This window comes from Streptomyces sp. NPDC040718 (assembly GCF_055593565.1).
The window spans coordinates 570,308-588,232 of sequence record NZ_JBVIXO010000001.1 but is presented as its reverse complement, the minus strand read 5'-3'; the positions used below and the strand labels follow the sequence as shown (position 1 = coordinate 588,232).

Annotated in this window: 10 protein-coding genes; 7 read left to right on the top strand and 3 right to left on the bottom strand. The window is 75.0% G+C overall.

The features are described from left to right. Positions 1–27 precede the first annotated feature (27 nt). Positions 28–729, bottom strand: a complete 702-nt coding sequence (locus ACZ597_RS02650; RefSeq protein WP_471323955.1) for a protoporphyrinogen/coproporphyrinogen oxidase — start codon at positions 727–729, stop codon at positions 28–30. 217 nt (positions 730–946) lie between these two features. On the opposite strand from ACZ597_RS02650, the gene ACZ597_RS02645 reads away from it, so the two are divergent. Further along, positions 947–1,690 carry a YwiC-like family protein gene (locus ACZ597_RS02645; protein WP_471323952.1) on the top strand — a complete coding sequence of 248 codons (744 nt, stop codon included), beginning with the start codon at positions 947–949 and terminating at the stop codon, positions 1,688–1,690. Between the two features lie 310 nt (positions 1,691–2,000). On the opposite strand, the gene ACZ597_RS02640 is transcribed toward ACZ597_RS02645, so the two are convergent. Beyond that, complete coding sequence (locus ACZ597_RS02640) at positions 2,001–4,700, bottom strand: lysylphosphatidylglycerol synthase transmembrane domain-containing protein (RefSeq protein ID WP_471323949.1); 2,700 nt, start codon at positions 4,698–4,700, stop codon at positions 2,001–2,003. Between the two features lie 119 nt (positions 4,701–4,819). Here ACZ597_RS02640 and ACZ597_RS02635 point away from each other — a divergent pair, with 119 nt between their 5' ends. The 5 genes from ACZ597_RS02635 (at position 4,820) to nudC (ending at position 15,055) form a co-directional block, all read left to right on the top strand. Beyond that, a complete protein-coding gene (locus ACZ597_RS02635; RefSeq protein ID WP_471323946.1) occupies positions 4,820–5,167 on the top strand; it encodes an MGMT family protein in 348 nt (115 codons plus the stop codon). A 225-nt stretch (positions 5,168–5,392) separates the two neighbouring features. Then, positions 5,393–9,022: an ATP-dependent helicase gene (locus ACZ597_RS02630; RefSeq protein WP_471325104.1), complete on the top strand. Its 3,630-nt coding sequence runs from the start codon at positions 5,393–5,395 to the stop codon at positions 9,020–9,022. Positions 9,023–9,076: 54 nt separating this feature from the next. Continuing rightward, positions 9,077–12,619 (top strand): UvrD-helicase domain-containing protein, encoded by a 3,543-nt coding sequence (locus ACZ597_RS02625; protein ID WP_471323943.1) that lies wholly within the window; start codon positions 9,077–9,079, stop codon positions 12,617–12,619. A 10-nt stretch (positions 12,620–12,629) separates the two neighbouring features. Continuing rightward, positions 12,630–14,066, top strand: coding sequence for a dipeptidase (locus tag ACZ597_RS02620; protein WP_471323941.1), 1,437 nt, complete (start codon positions 12,630–12,632; stop codon positions 14,064–14,066). A 41-nt stretch (positions 14,067–14,107) separates the two neighbouring features. Continuing rightward, positions 14,108–15,055, top strand: coding sequence for an NAD(+) diphosphatase (gene nudC / locus ACZ597_RS02615; RefSeq protein WP_471323938.1), 948 nt, complete (start codon positions 14,108–14,110; stop codon positions 15,053–15,055). A 71-nt stretch (positions 15,056–15,126) separates the two neighbouring features. Here nudC and ACZ597_RS02610 read toward each other — a convergent pair whose 3' ends face one another. Next, on the bottom strand, positions 15,127–15,387 hold the full coding sequence (locus tag ACZ597_RS02610; RefSeq protein WP_007266404.1) for a mycoredoxin: 261 nt from the start codon (positions 15,385–15,387) through the stop codon (positions 15,127–15,129). A gap of 227 nt (positions 15,388–15,614) precedes the next feature. Here ACZ597_RS02610 and ACZ597_RS02605 point away from each other — a divergent pair, with 227 nt between their 5' ends. Then, complete coding sequence (locus tag ACZ597_RS02605) at positions 15,615–17,852, top strand: ATP-dependent DNA helicase UvrD2 (RefSeq protein WP_471323934.1); 2,238 nt, start codon at positions 15,615–15,617, stop codon at positions 17,850–17,852. Positions 17,853–17,925: the final 73 nt, after the last annotated feature.

Here is a 17,925-nt window from a genome sequence, read left to right as displayed (position 1 = left end):
GTTCGGGGGGTCCGGGGACGGGCCGGCTCAGGCCCCGCCGACGGCCCGCCGGGCCGCGGCGCGGCCGGTGGCGACGCAGGCGGCCACGCCCACGCCCTCGTACGCCGCGCCGCACAGGGCCAGGCCCGGGAGGTTCCCAGCGGCCTCGCGGACCCGGGCGACCCGGTCAAGGTGGCCCACGCCGTACTGGGGCAGGCCCCGGTCCCAGCGGGTCACCCGGGCGGCGTGGGGTACGCCCGTGGCGCCGACCGCCTGGCGGAGTTCGGCGGCGACCGTACGGATCAGGTGCCGGTCGGGGCGCTCCAGCAGGCCCGCCTCGCCGATCCGGCCGACGGAGGCGCGCACCACGAACTCCGAGGGCGCCGCGTCCCGCAGCCAGGCCCACTTGTTCGACAGGAACGACGCCGCCTTCAGGGTGCGCCCGTCCGCCGGCGGGACCAGGAAGCCGTTGCCCTCCGGGAGGGCGTGGGCCCGTCCGCGGGAGAACACCAGCGTGACGACCGCCGTCGAGGCGTACGGGACCGCCGCGAGCTCCTCGTGCGCGAGCGGCGAGTGGGTGGAGTGGACCACCTTGTCGTGGCTCCACCGGTCCCGGTAGAACGCCTCGGCGGCCCGGCCGCCGGTCCGGTGCACCGTGCGCAGGTCGTCGGAGACCTCGGCGCGGGTGAAGAAAACACCCGCCCTGACGAGCGAATCGACGGCTGAATCGACGGAATCACGCGCGTTCAAGGTGACCCTCCAGGCGACCGGAAACGGAGTGGGTGGGGCGGTCCCGGAAAGCCGGACCACTCGTCGACGCTACGCCCGCGGCAAAGTCCCGGCGGGCGGCAAGGGTCCCGGGTAGGGGTGACCGACTTCCGCACTTCACCGGGCCGAGTGGCCGGGAATTGCCGGAATCGAATCACGCGGAAAAACTCCGCTTTGAATGCGTGGGAGGTTCGCTTCCATGGCTCGCAGGCGAATCTGGCGGAACTGGATCCCGGACCAGCACGGGGCGTGGGCGATGCTGGTGGTGCCGTTCCTCGCGGGCACCCTCCTCGCCCCGCACCCCGGGTGGACGCACGCGGTGCTGCTCGCCGCCTGGCTGCTCGGGTACGCGGCGGTCTTCCACGCCCAGCAGTGGCTGCGGCTGCACGCGCGCGGCCTGCGCTCGGCGGGACGGCACGTCCGGCCGGCGCTGGTCCTCGGCGGGGCGTGTGCGGCGGCCGCGCTGCCACTGGCGGTGGCGCACCCCTGGCTGCTGCTCGCGGCCGCGGCGGCGCTGCCCTTCCTGGCGGTCAACACCTGGTACGCCCGGCGGGGCCGGGAGCGGGCGCTGGCCAACGGCCTCGCGGCGGTGGTCCCGGCGTGTGGGATGGCGCTGGTCGCGGCCCGGCTCGGGGGGCTGGGCCCGGGCGGGGCGTGGCCGGCGGCGGTGGCGTGCCTGCTGTACTTCGCGGGGACGGTGCCGTACGTGAAGACGATGATCCGGGAACGGAACTCGCGGGCCTACCGGCGGGGCTCGGTGGCCTACCACGCGGCGGCCGTCGCGCCGGCCGTGCTGCTCTCCCCGTGGCTGGCGCTCCCCTTCGCCGGCTACCTCGCCCGCGCCGCCGCCCTCCCGGGCCGTGGCCTGCGGCCGGCCGTCGTCGGCGCGGTGGAACTCTCCTGCGCGGCCGCCCTCCTGACGGTGCTGCTGATTCCTTCCTGACGCGCCGCTCGCGCGGCTCGGCCGCGGCCGGCCCCACCGGCTTCGCGCCGCTGCGACAGCCTCCGGCCGCCGGACCCGGGGCGGGGCCGGTGCGGGCGGCCGGGGCCGGTGGGCCGCTGCGCGGGGCCTGGCCCCTCCCCGCCCGCCACCCGTTCTCGCCTCAAACGCCGTCGAATTCAGCCCCGTCGGCGATTGAGGCGCGGGGCTGGGGCGGAGCCACGGGGAACGGGCGAAGGGCGGGTGTGGGGACTCCGCCCCGCGCAGCGGCCCACCCACCCCGGCCACGGCGGGACCGGCGGAACCTGCGGAGCTAGATGGCTTCCTTGCGCGTCAAGAAGTTGAACGACACCCACCCCGGCAGCACCGGCAGCCAGAAGGTCATCAGGCGGAACAGCAGCACCGCCGAGATCGCGACCTCCTTCTCCAGCCCCGCCGCGATCAGACCCAGCGTCAGGGTGGTCTCCACCGCACCCATGCCGCCCGGCGTCGGCGCCGCCGAACCCAGCGCGTTGCCCGCCAGGAACACCACCGCGATGCTCGCGTAGCTGATGGCCTCGCCGCCCCCGAAGGCGCGGATCGACGCGTCCAGGCACATCACGAAGCAGCCGGTCAGCAGCAGCATCCCGCCGATGCCCGTCACCAGCTTCTGCGGCCGCTGGAGCACGTCCAGCATGCGCGGCACCACGCCCGCGAACAGCGCCCGCACCCGCGTCACCACGAACTTCCGCAGGAACGGCACCGCCGTGACGACCAGCACCAGCACCGCCACCGTCAGCAGACCCGCGATCACCGTCCTCGACGGGGCCATCTCCGGGGTCTTCTCGGTACCCGTCAGGTAGCCGAAGGCCAGCAGCAGCAGGATGTGGCTGGCCAGCCCGAACAACTGGGACGCGCCGACGCTCGCCACGGCCAGCCCGGGCCGGACCCCGGCCCGCTGGAGGAAGCGGGTGTTCAGCGCGACACCGCCCACCGCCGCCGGGGCCACCAGCTTCACGAAGGACCCCGCGACCTGCGCGACCACCGTCCGCAGGAAGGGGACCCGTTCCGGGACGAAGCCCAGCAGGCTCATCGCCGCCGCGAAGTACGTCAGCACCGAGAACGCCAGCGCCGCCCCGACCCAGCCCCACTGCGCCTCGCCGATGATCGTCGCGAAGTCCACGTGGGCCAGCTGCGTGAGCAGGAAGTACGCGCCGAAGGCACCCGCGATGAAGGACACCAGGGTGCGCGGCCGGATCCGTTCCAGCCGGGCCGGCTCCACCGGCGCCTGCGGGCGGATCAGCAGCACCTGCTGGCGGATCTGACTCAGCAGGTCCTCCTCCCGCGCCCCCTCCAGGGCGTCGTCCAGCGCCCTCTTCTCGGCCTTGCGGTCCGCCGCGGCGGTGGCCGCCGCGGGTTCGGAGCCCGCCTCGCGCGCGGCCTTCGCCGCACGCGAGGACTCCAGTACGGCTTCCCGCTGCCGGTCGGCCCGCTCCCGGGCCAGCCGGCGCAGGGTCGCCCGGGTGGAGCGGCTCAGCGCGATCGGCTGGAGCAGCGGCAGGCAGTCCGCCACCGTGTCCGGCCCGAGCACCGACACCGCCGAGGCCACCGACCGCTCCGCGCCGACCCGCAAGCCGAGCGTGGTCAGCAGCTGTGCGATGTCCATCCGCAGCACCAGGTCGCCGGCCGCGATCTCACCGCCCCGCAGGTCCGTGAGGATCACCTTGCCGGAACGATCCACCACCAGCGCGTCCCCCGTGAGCCGGCGGTGCGCGATGCGGCGCGACTGCAGGGCACGCACCTGCTCCCACGCGTTGCGGCTCAGCCCGTCCGTGATCTCCTCGTCGGCGAGCGCGTCCAGGTTGCGGCCGCCCAGGTGCTCGTAGACGAGCATCACGGCGTCCGGACCCAGCTCGGAGGTGGCGATCAGCTTCGGCGCGTTCGCCCCGGCCGCGATCGCCGCGTACGCGAGCAGGGCCTCCTGTTCGAGGGCCTGGCGCAGCGACTGGATGCTGCGCCGGGTGGTGATCCCGCGCAGGGTCATCCGCCGCCAGACCCGGTAGAAGAAGCCCTGCGCCTGCTGTTCGCGGTCGACGACGGTGACGTCCAGCGGCGGCCCGTCCTCCAGCGTGACGTGGTACCGGCGGCCCCGGTCGCCGGTCTCGGTGCTGTCCCCGTCCGTGGGCTCGGCGCGCATCGCGCTGACCGGCTGGAAGCCGACGCGGCGCAGGCCGGCGAGGAGGTTCTGACCGGTGGGCCGGACGTTCGGCGAACCGACGGCGTACAGGGTTCCGTACGCCACGCTCCACCCGATCAGCACGGTCAGGATGATGGAGAACGGCGTGGTGTAGCCGCTGACCAGCATGGCGAAGGCGTCCAACAGCAGCACCACCCACAGCGCGACCCGCCAGCGGGGCCGCCGGGTCATCCCGACGGCGGTCATGTACGCGATCACGGGCGCGAGGTACCCGTGCACCGGGTCCGTGGAGCCGGCCGTGCCGGTGGCACGGGTCAGGGCGTCCTGGATGGTCTCGGGGGCGCCCTGCGACACCCACAGGTCGGTGGCCAGGGTCACCCCGTGCGCGAGCACGGCCGCGAGGACGCCGTCGGCGATGCGCAGCCCGTCGCGTTTGATCAGCCGCTCGATGGCGAAGGCCACCGGCACGAGCAGCACGGCGATGCTGGACACCAGCCCCGCGACCTTGATCAGCAGGGCCGGCGCCTGGCCGGTGCCCTGCGTGATGTCCTGCTCCAGGCCCGCGGTGGTGCCGTGGGCGAAGGCGGCGATGCCGAGCACGACGGCGATGCCCAGGATCCCGGAGAGCAGGCGTACCAGGTCGGAGGGCCGGTGCACGCGGGCGGCGAGCAGCGGCTCGTCCACCTCGACGCGGTCGGCCGCCGTCGGCGTGTGGCCGGGCGGGTCGTCGGGGTGCGCCTCGTCCGGGCGCGCGTCATCGCCCCTCGCCGCGCCGTCCGGAGGGCTCACAACCCGCTCCTTCGCCGTCACATCCGTCTCTTCTTGATCACGTATCACCAGTCACCGCCCGGAAGATGGTGGCACGGACGGGCGGTCGTGCGGGGCAGCAGGGTGCGCGCCGGTACGGAAGGAAAGCTTCCACCGGACCGGCCGGAGCATCCGGCACCATGTGCCGAATGAGCGAAGAGCTGCCCGCCTACGCGGAGCGGGTACTGGAGCTGGCCGAGCGGATTCCGCCCGGCCGGGTGATGACGTACGGGGACGTCGCCGAGTGGCTCGGCGAGGGAGGACCGCGCCAAGTCGGGCGTGTCATGGCCCTGTACGGAGGAGCGGTGCCCTGGTGGCGGGTGGTCCGGGCGGACGGCGTACCACTGCCCGGCAGCGAGCGGCGGGCCCTGGAGCACTACCGGACCGAGGGCACCCCGCTGCGCGAGACCCCCTCCGGCGAACCCCGGCTGGCCATGCGCAGGGCGCGCTGGGACGGGCGCGACGAGGGGGCCGGAGGCGACGAGGCTCACACCTGACAGCTTCCGGCATACGAGACGCGGGCGGAGGGTCGAAGGCCCGTACGGGGGAGGATGCCGCAGACCTCCCGGGCGACTTCCGCACCCCGCGGGACGGACTGCGGCAGCCGGCGAGGTTGGCGTAGCGTTGCCTCTTCGGCGTACGCGGCCGCGGTCCCCCCGACCTCCGCGGCCGCCGGCCAGACCGCAGCAACCGCAGACCCACCAGGACCGGCACCCCACGTGATCACCTCTCCCCCCGGCCGCTCGGAGCGGCGTACGCGCACGCCTGACGCGTACCGCCTGGTGCGCACCGGGCCGGTCCAGGTGGCTCCCCCTGTTCTGGACGCAGCCCAGCAGGCGGTGGTTGATCACACCCGCGGACCGCTCCTGGTCCTGGCCGGCCCCGGCACCGGCAAGACCACCACCCTCGTCGAGGCCGCCGCAGCCCGGGTCGAGGCGGGCACCGACCCCGCCCGGATCCTGATCCTCACCTTCAGCCGGAAGGCGGCCGTGGAGCTGCGCGACCGCGCCGCCCTGCGGCTCGGCGGCGCCCGCGCCCCGCAGGCCACCACCTTCCACTCCTTCTGCTACGGCCTGGTCCGCGCCCACCAGGACCACGAGCTCTTCGCCGACCCGCTGCGGCTGCTGTCCGGCCCGGAGCAGGACGTGATGGTCCGCACGCTGCTGGAGGGCCAGCGGCGGCTGCGGTCCATCCGCTGGCCGGACGACCTGCGGGCCGCGCTGACCACGCGCGGGTTCGCGGACGAGGTCCGCGCCGTCCTCGCCCGCGCCCGCGAACTCGGCCTGGGCCCGGAGGCCCTCGCCACCTTCGCCGACCGCATCGGCCGCCCCGACTGGAAGGCGGCCGCGGCCTTCCTCTCCGAGTACCTCGACGTCCTCGACCTCCAGGGCTCCCTGGACTACGCGGAACTCCTGCACCGCGCCGTCCTCCTGGCGGAGACCACCCCGTCGCTCGCCGCCACGTACGACGTGATCCTCGTGGACGAGTACCAGGACACCGACGCCTCCCAGTTGCGGCTGCTGCGCGCGCTGAACGGGCCGGCCGGGACGCTGGTGGCCTTCGGCGACCCCGACCAGTCGATCTACGCCTTCCGCGGCGCCGACATCAACAACGTCCTCGACTTCGAGTCGGCCTTCCCGGGCGCGGAGGTCCGGGCCCTGACGGTCGGCCGCCGCTCGGGCTCGAACCTGCTGGCCGCCACCCGCCTCCTCACCACCCGCATGCCGGTACCGCGGCTGCCCGCGGCCGCCGTCCGGGCGCACCGGGACCTCACCCCGGCCCGGGAGGGCGGCAGCGTGGAGGTGTACACGTACCCGACGGCCGGCGCCGAGCTGGACAACATCGCCGACATCCTGCGCCGCGCCCACCTGGAGGACGGCGTGCCCTGGCGGGACATGGCCGTCCTGGTCCGCGCGGGCGGCCGCACCCTCCCGGCGATGCGCCGCGCCCTGATCGCGGCCGGAGTCCCGGCGGAGACCGACGCGGCATCCACCCCCCTCCGCCACGAACCCGCCGTCTCCCCCCTCCTGACAGCCCTCCGCCTCACGGCCACCGCAGCCCTGCCGGGCGGTGACGGGGAGCGCTCCGTCCTCCCGGCCGCGGCCGCCCTGCCGGGCGGGGAGCCGGATGGCGCCCGGCCGGTGGCCGCAGGCGCCCCGTCGGGCGGGGCCGTATCCGCCGCCGCCCTCCCGGGCGTTGCCGCGGTGTCGGCGGGGCTGCCGGAGGCCGCCGAGACGGCAGGCTCCGCGGCGTCCGCGACGGGTGCCGCAGGCGCCGGGGTGCGCGAGCTCGCTCGCGACTTCGGGGCGGGTGGGCGGGACCTTCCCTCCGGCGCCGAGGCGGGATCCGACGCCCCGGGGGGCGACCCCGAACCCCCCGCGACCGCCGGAGGAACCGGCCCCGCCGAGGCGGGATCCGACGCCCCCGGGGGCGACGCCGAGACCCCCGCGACCGCCGGAGGCGAAGGGTGGGTCGGGGTCGAGGGGGCTGCCGTGCTGCTCACCTCGCCGCTCGGCGGGATGGACGCCGCCGACCTGCGCCGGCTCGGGCGGGCGCTGCGCGACGAGGAGCGGGCAGCCGGCGTCGCCGTGCCCGCGCCCTCCGACGTACTGCTGGCCCGCGCCCTCGCCGAGCCCGAGCGGCTCACCGCCCACGACCCCGCCTACGCCCGCGGAGCGCAGCGCCTCGGCCTGCTGCTGCGCAAGACCCGCGAGCTGCTCCAGGGCGGCGGCACCGCCGAGGAGGCCCTCTGGACCCTCTGGGACGGCACCCCCTGGCCGCAGCGCCTCGAACGCCAGGCCCGCCGCGGCGGCACCGCCGGCCGCAACGCCGACCGCGACCTCGACGCGGTCTGCGCCCTCTTCGACAACGCCGCCCGCGCGGAGGAACGCACCGGCGGCCGCGGCGCGCTCAACTTCCTCGAACAGCTCGAGGCCGAGGACATCGCCGCCGACACCCTCACCGGCAAGGCGCTCCGCACCGACGCCGTGCGCCTCATGACCGCCCACCGCTCCAAGGGCCTGGAGTGGGGCCTCGTCGTCGTCGCCGGGGTCCAGGAAGGGCTCTGGCCCGACCTGCGCCGCCGCGGCTCCCTCCTCGAAGCCGACCGCATCGGCCGGGACGGCCTCGCCGAACCCCTCACCCCCGGCGCCCTCCTCGCCGAGGAGCGGCGGCTCTTCTACGTCGCCGCCACCCGCGCCCGCCACCGCCTCGTCGTCACCGCCGTCAAGGCCCCCGCCGAGGACGGCGACCAGCCCGCCCGCTTCCTCACCGAACTCGGCGTCACCCCCAAGGACGTCACCGGCCGCCCCCGCCGCCCCCTCGCCGTCACCGCGCTCGTCGCCGAGCTCCGCGCCACCACCGTCGACCCCGACGCCTCGCCCGCCCTGCGCGACGCCGCCGCCCGGCGCCTGGCCCGGCTCGCCGCGCTCACCGACGACGAGGACCGCCCCCTGGTGCCCGCCGCGCACCCGCAGCGCTGGTGGGGCCTGTACGAGCCCACCGCCTCCGCCGTGCCGCTCCGCGACCGCGACCGGCCCGTGGCCCTCTCCGGCAGCGCCCTGGACCAGCTCGCCAACACCTGCTCCCTCCAGTGGTTCCTGGGCCGCGAGGTCAAGGCCGACACCCCCTCCACCGCCGCCCAGGGCTTCGGCAACGTCGTCCACGTCCTCGCCGACGAGGTCGCCTCCGGCCGCACCCCCGCCGACCTCGCCGTCCTCATGGAACGCCTCGACTCCGTCTGGGACGCCCTCGCCTTCGACGCCCCCTGGAAGTCCCGCCAGGAGAAGGACAACGCCCGCGCCGCCCTGGAGCGCTTCCTGCGCTGGCACACCACCGACCGCGGCGGCCGGGCCGCCGTCGCCACCGAGCACGACTTCGACGTCACCCTCGACGCGGGCGAGTACGCCGTACGGATCCGCGGCTCCATGGACCGCGTGGAAGCGGACCCGCAGGGCCGCGCGTACGTCGTCGACTTCAAGACCGGCAAGGGCGCCCCGACCAAGGACGAGGTCGCCCGCCACCCCCAGCTCGCCGTCTACCAGCTCGCCGTCCGCGAGGGCGCCGTCGACGAGGTCTTCGACGGCCGCCGTCCCGAACCCGGCGGCGCCGAACTCGTCCAGCTGCGCCAGGGCGCCGCCAAACGCGACGGCGGCGACGAGGTCCCGAAGATCCAGGCGCAGGAACCGCTGTCCGGCGGAGGCTCCGGCGAATGGGTCGGCGACCTGCTGGCCACCGCGGCCGGACGGGTCCTCGACGAGCGCTTCGCCCCCGCCACCGGCGAACACTGCACCCGCTGCACCTTCCGCAGCGCGTGCAGCGCCCTGCCCGAGGGACGCCAGACCGTCGAATGACCGGCCGGCGAGACGGCGGCCGGGAGTGTCGGCGGCTCCGGCTAGCCTTTTGAGGTGACCGCGTACGTGTCCGGGCGCGCCCCCGTCCTCGACGATCCCGAGCAGCTCAAGGAGCTCCTCGGGATCCCGTTCACGCCCGAACAGCTGGCCTGCGTCACCGCCCCCGCCGCTCCCCAGGTCATCGTCGCGGGCGCCGGCTCCGGCAAGACCACCGTCATGGCCGCCCGCGTGGTCTGGCTGGTCGGCACCGGCACGGTCGCCCCCGAGCAGGTCCTCGGCCTGACCTTCACCAACAAGGCCGCCGGCGAGCTGGCCGAGCGCGTCCGCAAGGCCCTCGCCCGGGCCGGCGTCACCGACCCCGACCCTTCCCCGGCCGACGTGGCGGCCGGGACGGCCGGCGGCGAGCCCCGCATCTCCACCTACCACGCCTTCGCCGGGCAGCTCCTCAAGGACCACGGCCTGCGCATCGGCCTGGAGCCCAGCGCCCGCCTCCTCGCCGACGCCACCCGCTTCCAGCTCGCCGCGAAGGTGCTCCGCGAGGCCCCCGGCCCCTACCCCTCCCTCACCAAATCCGTCCCCGACCTGGTCAGCGACCTCCTCGCGCTCGACGGGGAACTCTCCGAGCACCTCGTCGAGCCGGACGCACTGCGCGCGCACGACACCGGGCTGCTCGACGGGCTCGCCGTCGCCAAGCTCACCAACGACGACCTGCGCAAGGTCCCGGAAGCGGTGCGCGGCCGCTTGGAGCTGCTGGAACTGGTCTCCCGCTACCGGGCCGCCAAGCGCTCCCGAGACCTCTTCGACTTCGGCGACCAGATCGCCCTCTCCGCGCGGCTCGCCACCACCCGCCCGGAGGTCGGCGGCCTGCTCCGCGAGGAGTTCCGGGTGGTCCTCCTCGACGAGTACCAGGACACCTCCGTCGCCCAGCGGCTGCTGCTGTCCGGCCTCTTCGGCGGGGGCACGGGGCACGCGGTGACCGCCGTCGGCGACCCCTGCCAGGCCATCTACGGCTGGCGCGGCGCGTCCGTGGCCAACCTCGACGACTTCCCCGAGCACTTCCCGCACGCCGGCGGCACCCCCGCGACCCGCCTCTCCCTCAGCGAGAACCGGCGCAGCGGCGGCCGCCTCCTCGACCTGGCCAACGGCCTCGCCGCCCCGCTGCGCGCCATGCACGAGGGCGTCGAGGCGCTGCGCCCCGCCCCGGGCGCCGAGAGCGACGGCGTGGTCCGCTGCGCCCTGCTGGAGACGCACGCCGAGGAGCTGGAGTGGCTGGGCGACTCCGTCGCCCACCTGGTGCGCACCGGCTGGGAGCCCGGCGAGATCGCGGTCCTGTGCCGCTCGGCCGCCGACTTCGCCCAGATCCAGGACGTCCTGGTCGCCCGGGACGTCCCGGTGGAGGTCGTCGGCCTGTCCGGCCTGCTGCACCTGCCGGAGGTGGCCGACCTGGTCTCCGTCTGCGAGGTGCTCCAGGACCCCGGCGCCAATGCCGCACTGGTCCGCCTCCTGATCGGCCCCCGCTGGCGGATCGGCGCCCGGGACCTGGCCCTGTTGGGGCGTCTGGCCCGGCAGCTGGTGGCCCGCCCCGACGCCTCCGACGGGCCCGACGGCCGGCTCGCGGCGGCGGTCGAGGGCGTCGACCCGGCCGAGGTCGTCTCGCTGGCCGACGCGCTGGAGACCTTCCTGGACGGTTCGACCCCGGAAGGCCTGCCCTTCTCGGCGGCCGCCCGGGTCCGCTTCGCGCACCTCGCGCAGGAGCTCCGCGACCTGCGCCGCTCCCTCGCCGACCCCCTGATGGACGTCCTGCACCGGGTCCTGGCCACGACGGGCCTGGACGTGGAGCTGTCGGCCTCCCCGCACGCCCTGGCGGCCCGCCGGCGCGAGACCCTGTCCGGCTTCCTGGACGTCGCGGCCGGCTTCGCGGCCCTGGACGGGGAGGCGACCCTGCTGGCCTTCCTCGGCTTCCTGCGCACCGCCGCCCAGTACGAGAAGGGCCTCGACCACGCGCTCCCCGGCGGGGAGAACACGGTGAAGGTCCTCACGGCCCACAAGTCCAAGGGCCTGGAGTGGGACGTGGTCGTCGTTCCCGACCTGTGCGCGGGCTCCTTCCCGAAGGAGAAGGCCCCCGAGGCCTGGACCTCGTACCCGAAGGTCCTCCCGTACGCCCTGCGCGGCGACGCCGGCACCCTGCCGGCCGCCCCGGAGTGGACCTCGGCGAGCCTGAAGTCCTTCAAGGCGGCCCTGAAGACCCACAAGCAGACCGAAGAGCTCCGCCTCGGCTACGTGACCTTCACCCGGCCCCGCTCCCTCCTGCTCGCCTCGGGCCACTGGTGGGGGCCGACCCAGAAGCGCCGCCGGGGCCCCTCGGCCTTCCTGACGGCCCTCCACGACCACTGCGCGGCCGGCTTCGGCGAGATCGAGGCCTGGGCGGAGGAACCGGCCCCCGACGCCGAGAACCCGGCCCTGGCCGCCGACGCGGCCCCGGACCACTCCTGGCCCCTGCCCCTGGACCCGTCCTCCCTGGCCCTCCGCCGCCAGGCGGCCGCCCTGGTCGAAGCCCACCTCACCCCCGACCCCCCGGCGGACGACCCGTACCTCTGGCCCCCGGACTGCGAGGACCCGTCGTACGACGACGAACCCCCTCCTCCGCCGGACGACCTGTGGGCCGGCGAAGCCGTGCCCGAGCGGCCCGGCGCAGCCGGGGACGGGTCCCCCGGGGTCCGGGGCGGAGCCCCGGTTTCGGGAAGGGGCGGGGTGGGGGAGCAGAACCTCCGTCCCGGCCCGGCCGGGGGGCACCGGCGCGAGCCCGGCGCCGTCGACCCCGGCGACGACCTCTGGGCGGGAGAGCCCGTGCGGCCCGCCGCAGGCGACGGGCTCACCCCCGAGGAGGCCCGCACCATCGCCTCCTGGGACCGGGACCTCGACGCCCTGGAGGGCGAGCTCCGCCGCGCCCGCGCAGCCGTGCGGGACGTCGAGTTGCCCTCCGCCCTGTCCGCGAGCCAGCTCCTGCGCCTCGCCGCCGACGAGCAGGGCTTCGTACGCGATCTCGCGCGCCCCATGCCCAAGCCCCCGCAGCCCGCGGCACGCCAGGGCACCCGTTTCCACGCCTGGGTCGAGTCCCGCTTCGACGAGCTGCCCCTGCCGCTCCTCGACGACCTCCTCGACCCCGCCGCCGACCTGCCCGGCTCCGACCAGGAGGTCGCCGACGAGGCCGACCTCGCCGCGCTCAAGGCCGCCTTCGAGCGCAGCGAGTACGCAGAGCGCACCCCGTACCGGATGGAGGCGCCGGTCCAGCTCACCCTCGCCGGGCGGGTGATCCGCGGCCGGATCGACGCCGTGTACCGCAACCCCGACGGCTCGTACGAGGTGGTCGACTGGAAGACCGGCCGCACCACCCAGGCCGATCCCCTCCAGCTCGCCGTGTACCGCCTCGCCTGGGCGGAAGCCACCGGCACCCCCCTCGACCGGGTCTCCGCCGCCTTCCTCCACGTCCGCAGCGGCCGCGTCGTCCGCCCCCGTGACCTGCCCGGACGGGAGCGACTTGAGCGGATCCTCCAAGGCGAATCGGGCACGGACGGCGCCCCCCGGGCGGACGGCTAGGCTCGTGGCCATGAGCGAAACCCCGGACAGCGTCGTCCGCACGTACATCGGCACCCACCGCGCCGCCTTCCTCGACGACCTCGCCGAGTGGCTGCGGATCCCCTCGGTCTCGGCCCAGCCCGAGCACGCGGACGACGTACGCCGCAGCGCCGACTGGCTCGCCGCGAAGCTCAAGGAGACCGGCTTCCCCGTCGCCGAGGTCTGGGAGACCGCCGAGGGCACCGGCGCCCCCGCCGTGTTCGCGCACTGGCCGGCCGCCGACCCGGCCGCCCCCACCGTCCTCGTCTACGGGCACCACGACGTCCAGCCCGCCGCCCTCGCGGACGGCTGGCACACCGAGCCGTTCGAGCCGGTCGTCAAGGACGGCCGGATGTACGGGCGCGGCGCCGCCGACGACAAGGGCCAGGTGTTCTTCCACACCCTCGGCCTGCGCGCGCACCTCGCCGCGACCGGTGCCGAGGCCCCCGCCGTGCACCTCAAGCTGCTCATCGAGGGCGAGGAGGAGTCCGGCTCCCCGAACTTCCGCGCACTCGTCGAGGAGCGCGCCGCCGAGCTCGCCGCCGACGTCGTGATCGTCTCCGACACCGGCATGTGGTCCGAGACCACCCCGACCGTGTGCACCGGCATGCGCGGCGTAGCCGACTGCGAGATCGAGTTCCACGGGCCCGACCAGGACATCCACTCCGGCGCGTTCGGCGGGGCCGTTCCCAACCCGGCCGCCGTCGCCGCCCGGGTCGTCGCGGCCCTGCACGACGAGGACGGGCGCGTCACGATCCCCGGCTTCTACGACAACATCGCCGAGCTGACCGAGGCCGAGCGCCGGCTCATCGCCGAGCTGCCCTTCGACGAGGAGGAGTGGCTGCGCACCGCCAAGTCGTACGCGGCCGCCGGCGAGGCCGGCTACTCCACCCTGGAGCGCGTCTGGGCCCGCCCGACCGCCGAGGTCAACGGCATCGGAGGCGGCTACCAGGGCCCCGGCGGCAAGACCATCGTGCCCGCCTCCGCCCAGCTGAAGCTGTCGTTCCGCCTGGTCTCCGGGCAGGACCCGCACGAGGTCGAGGCCGCCGTCCGGGAGTGGGTCGCGGCCCGCGTCCCCGCCGGGATCCGGCACCGCATCGTCTTCGGCGCCCCCACCCGGCCCTGCCTCACCCCGCTGGACCACCCCGCGCTGCAGTCCGTCGTCCGCGCCATGGGCCGTGCGTTCGGGCAGCAGGTCCGCTTCACCCGCGAGGGCGGCTCGGGCCCGGCGGCCGACCTCCAGGACGTGCTGGACGCGCCGGTGCTGTTCCTCGGGATCTCCGTACCCTCCGACGGCTGGCACTCGCCGAACGAGAAGGTCGAGCTCGACCTGCTCCTCAAGGGCGTCGAGACCACCGCCTACCTGTGGGGCGACCTCGCCGGGAACTGGTCGCCGAAGACCGCCGCGCCCACCGCCACCACCGCCTGAAACACGTTCCGTACGCCTGCCTTGTCCCACCACCGGGGGAGTTGGAAGTACCAGTGAGCACCCATACCGAGCGTCCTCTCTCGCTCACCGCGCCCACCGACATCGACCGCGCCGCGCACCACCGCCTCGACGAGGCGTGGCTCGCCGCCGCCTGGAGCCACCCGACGACCCGCGTCTTCGTCGTCTCCGGCGGCCAGGTGCTGATCGACGACACCCCCGACGGCGGGACGGGCATCGTGATGACCCCCGCCTTCGAGGCCCCGGTCACCGAGACGCACCGGTACTTCCTCGGCACGGACGAGGACGGCGTACGGTACTTCGCGCTGCAGAAGGACTCCCTGCCGGGCCGCATGGACCAGTCGGCCCGCCCGGCCGGACTGCGCGAGGCCGGGCTGCTGCTGAACCCGCGCGACGCCGGGCTGATGGTGCACGCGGTGGCACTGGAGAACTGGCAGCGCATGCACCGCTTCTGCTCCCGCTGCGGCGAGCGCACCGTCGTGGCGGCGGCCGGCCACATCCGCCGCTGCCCGGGCTGCGGCGCCGAGCACTACCCGCGCACCGACCCGGCCGTGATCATGCTGGTCACCGACGAGCAGGACCGGGCGCTGCTGGGCCGCCAGGTGCACTGGCCGGAGGGCCGCTTCTCGACGCTGGCGGGCTTCGTGGAGCCTGGCGAGTCGATAGAGCAGTCCGTGGTCCGCGAGGTGTGGGAGGAGGCGGGGGTGCGGATCGGCGAGGTCGAGTACGTCGCCAGCCAGCCCTGGCCCTTCCCGTACAGCCTGATGCTGGGCTTCAACGCCCGCGCGGTCAGCTCGGAGATCACGGTCGACGGCGAGGAGATCCAGGAGGCCCGCTGGTTCTCCCGCGAGGACTACCACGCCGCGATCGAGGCCGGCGAGGTCCTGCCCCCGGCGGGCATCTCCATCGCCGCCCGCCTGGTCGAGCTCTGGTACGGGCAGCCGCTGCCCAAGGGGCCGTCGGCCGTCTGAGCCGCCGCGCCCCCCCCCGTGGACGCCGAACGGCCCCCGCCGCGGCGGGGGCCGTTCCGGGAGCGCGCGGGTCAGACGGCGAGGGCCTGCTTGACCTGGGCCAGGCTCGGGTTCGTCATGACGGACTCGCTGCCGGCGGCGGACTTCACGAGCACGGTCGGAACCGTCTGGTTGCCGTTGTTGGCCTTCTCCACGAACGCCGCGGACTCCGGGTCGAGCTCGATGTTGATCTCGTTGTACGCGATGCCTTCCCGGTCCAGCTGGGTCTTCAGCCGACGGCAGTAGCCGCACCAGGTGGTGCTGTACATCGTGACGGTGCCGGTGTCCTGCATGCTCGCTCCTCTGTGAGGTCTCGGTGGATCGCGGTGCCGGTTCATGGTCCGAGGTCCCGCTCGAAGATCCGAGGAGTCGAACGTCCCGCCCCGCCGGGCCATTCCCGCCGGACCGCCCGGTGTGACCGATCCGACTGCCGGCCGGACCGCTCCCGGGGCGCCCCCCGGCCCGCCCTTGCGGCGCCTGCTGATCCACCCGCGCGTCCGGTACGCGTCCGGTATGACGTATGCCGCGGGCCTGTGGACGAGTTTCCCGTCCGGCCCACCGGACCTGGCAGCATGGCGGGGTGACAGCAGCAACGCACTCCTCATCCGTACCGGCCGGCGGCGGCGCGCCCGACGTCGACCCCGACGCCGTGCTCCAGGGCCTCGACCCTGAGCAGCGCGAGGTCGCCACGACCCTGCGCGGCCCGGTGTGCGTGCTGGCGGGCGCCGGTACCGGCAAGACCCGCGCGATCACCCACCGCATCGCCTACGGAGTCCGCTCGGGCCAGCTCATGCCGGCCAGCGTGCTCGCCGTCACCTTCACCAACCGCGCCGCCGGCGAGATGCGCGGCCGGCTCCGCGCCCTCGGCGCGGGCGGCGTCCAGGCCCGCACCTTCCACTCCGCCGCCCTGCGCCAGCTCCAGTACTTCTGGCCCCGGGCGATCGGCGGGGAGGTGCCCCGGCTCCTGGAGCGCAAGATCCAGTTCGTGGCCGAGGCCGGCGCGCGCTGCCGCGTCCGACTCGACCGCAACGAGCTGCGCGACGTCACCGGCGAGATCGAGTGGGCCAAGGTCACCCAGACCGTCCCCGCCGACTACCCGGCCGCCGCCCTCAAGGCGGGCCGCGAGGCCCCCCGCGACATGGCGGAGATCGCCCAGATCTACGGCACGTACGAGCAGCTCAAGCGCGACCGCGGCATGATCGACTTCGAGGACGTGCTGCTCCTCACCGTCGGCATCCTCCAGGACCGCCACGACATCGCCGAGCAGATCCGCACCCAGTACCAGCACTTCGTGGTGGACGAGTACCAGGACGTCAGCCCGCTCCAGCAGCGCCTGCTGGAGCTGTGGCTCGGCGACCGCGACAGCCTGTGCGTCGTCGGCGACGCCAGCCAGACGATCTACTCCTTCACCGGCGCCACCCCCGACCACCTGCTGAACTTCCGCACCCGCTACCCGCAGGCCACGGTCGTCAAGCTGGTCCGCGACTACCGCTCCACCCCCCAGGTGGTCCACCTCGCCAACGGCCTGCTGAACCAGGCCCGCGGCCGGGCCGCCGAACACCGGCTGGAGCTGGTCTCCCAGCGCGAGCCCGGCCCCGACCCGGTCTACGCCGAGTACCCCGACGAGCCCGCCGAGGCCGAGGGCGTGGCCCGCCGGGTCCGCGACCTCATCGCGGCCGGGGTCCCGGCAGGCGAGATCGCCGTGCTCTACCGCATCAACGCCCAGTCCGAGGTCTACGAACAGGCCCTCGCCGACGCCGGCGTCCCCTACCAGCTGCGCGGCGCGGAGCGCTTCTTCGAACGCGCCGAGGTGCAGAGGGCGGTGCTCGCGCTGCGCGGAGCCGCCCGCTCCGCGGGCAACGACCCGCTGCTCGACGACGTCGTCGAGCTCGGCGCCCAGGTACGGGCCGTGCTCAGCTCCACCGGCTGGACCGCCGAGCCGCCGGCCGGCTCGGGCGCCGTGCGCGACCAGTGGGAATCGCTGGCCGCGCTGGTCCGCCTCGCCGAGGACTTCGCCCGCTCCCGGCCCGGCGCCGGGCTCGCGGAGCTCACCGTCGAACTGGACGAGCGCAGGGCCGCGCAGCACGCCCCGACCGTCCAGGGCGTCACCCTCGCCTCGCTGCACGCCGCGAAGGGCCTGGAGTGGGACGCCGTGTTCCTGGTCGGCCTCACCGACGGCATGATGCCGATCACCTACGCCAAGACCGACGACCAGGTCGAGGAGGAGCGCCGGCTGCTGTACGTCGGCGTCACCCGCGCGCGGCTGCACCTGACCCTCTCCTGGGCCCTGTCCCGGGCTCCGGGCGGCCGGGCCTCCCGTCGCCCCAGCCGGTTCCTGAACGGCCTGCGGCCGGGCTCCGCGGCCCCCGCCGCCCGGCCGGGCGGCCCGGCCGAGGGCGCACCGCGCAAGCGGGGCCGCCGGGGTCCGGTGCTGTGCCGGGTCTGCGGCCGGACCCTGACGGAGGCCGGGGACATCAAGCTGATGCGCTGCGGCGACTGCCCGTCGGACATGGACGAGGGCCTCTACGAGCGGCTGCGCGAGTGGCGCGCCGGGCAGTCGAAGCTCCAGGGGATGCCCGCATACTGTGTGTTCACGGACAAAACCCTCATGGCGATCGCCGAGGCCGCGCCCTCCGAGCCGGGAGAGCTCTCGATGATCTCCGGAGTGGGCGGCCGCAAGCTTGACCGTTACGGGGCCGATGTCCTGGCCATCTGTACTGGTCAGGGGACTGACGGTGAGGATCCTGACGACGCGTAGAAACTCGTCGGAAAAATAGTTTGCACATGCCCGGCGAAGCCCCATAGGTTCTTAGCAACGGAAACGGTGGCTT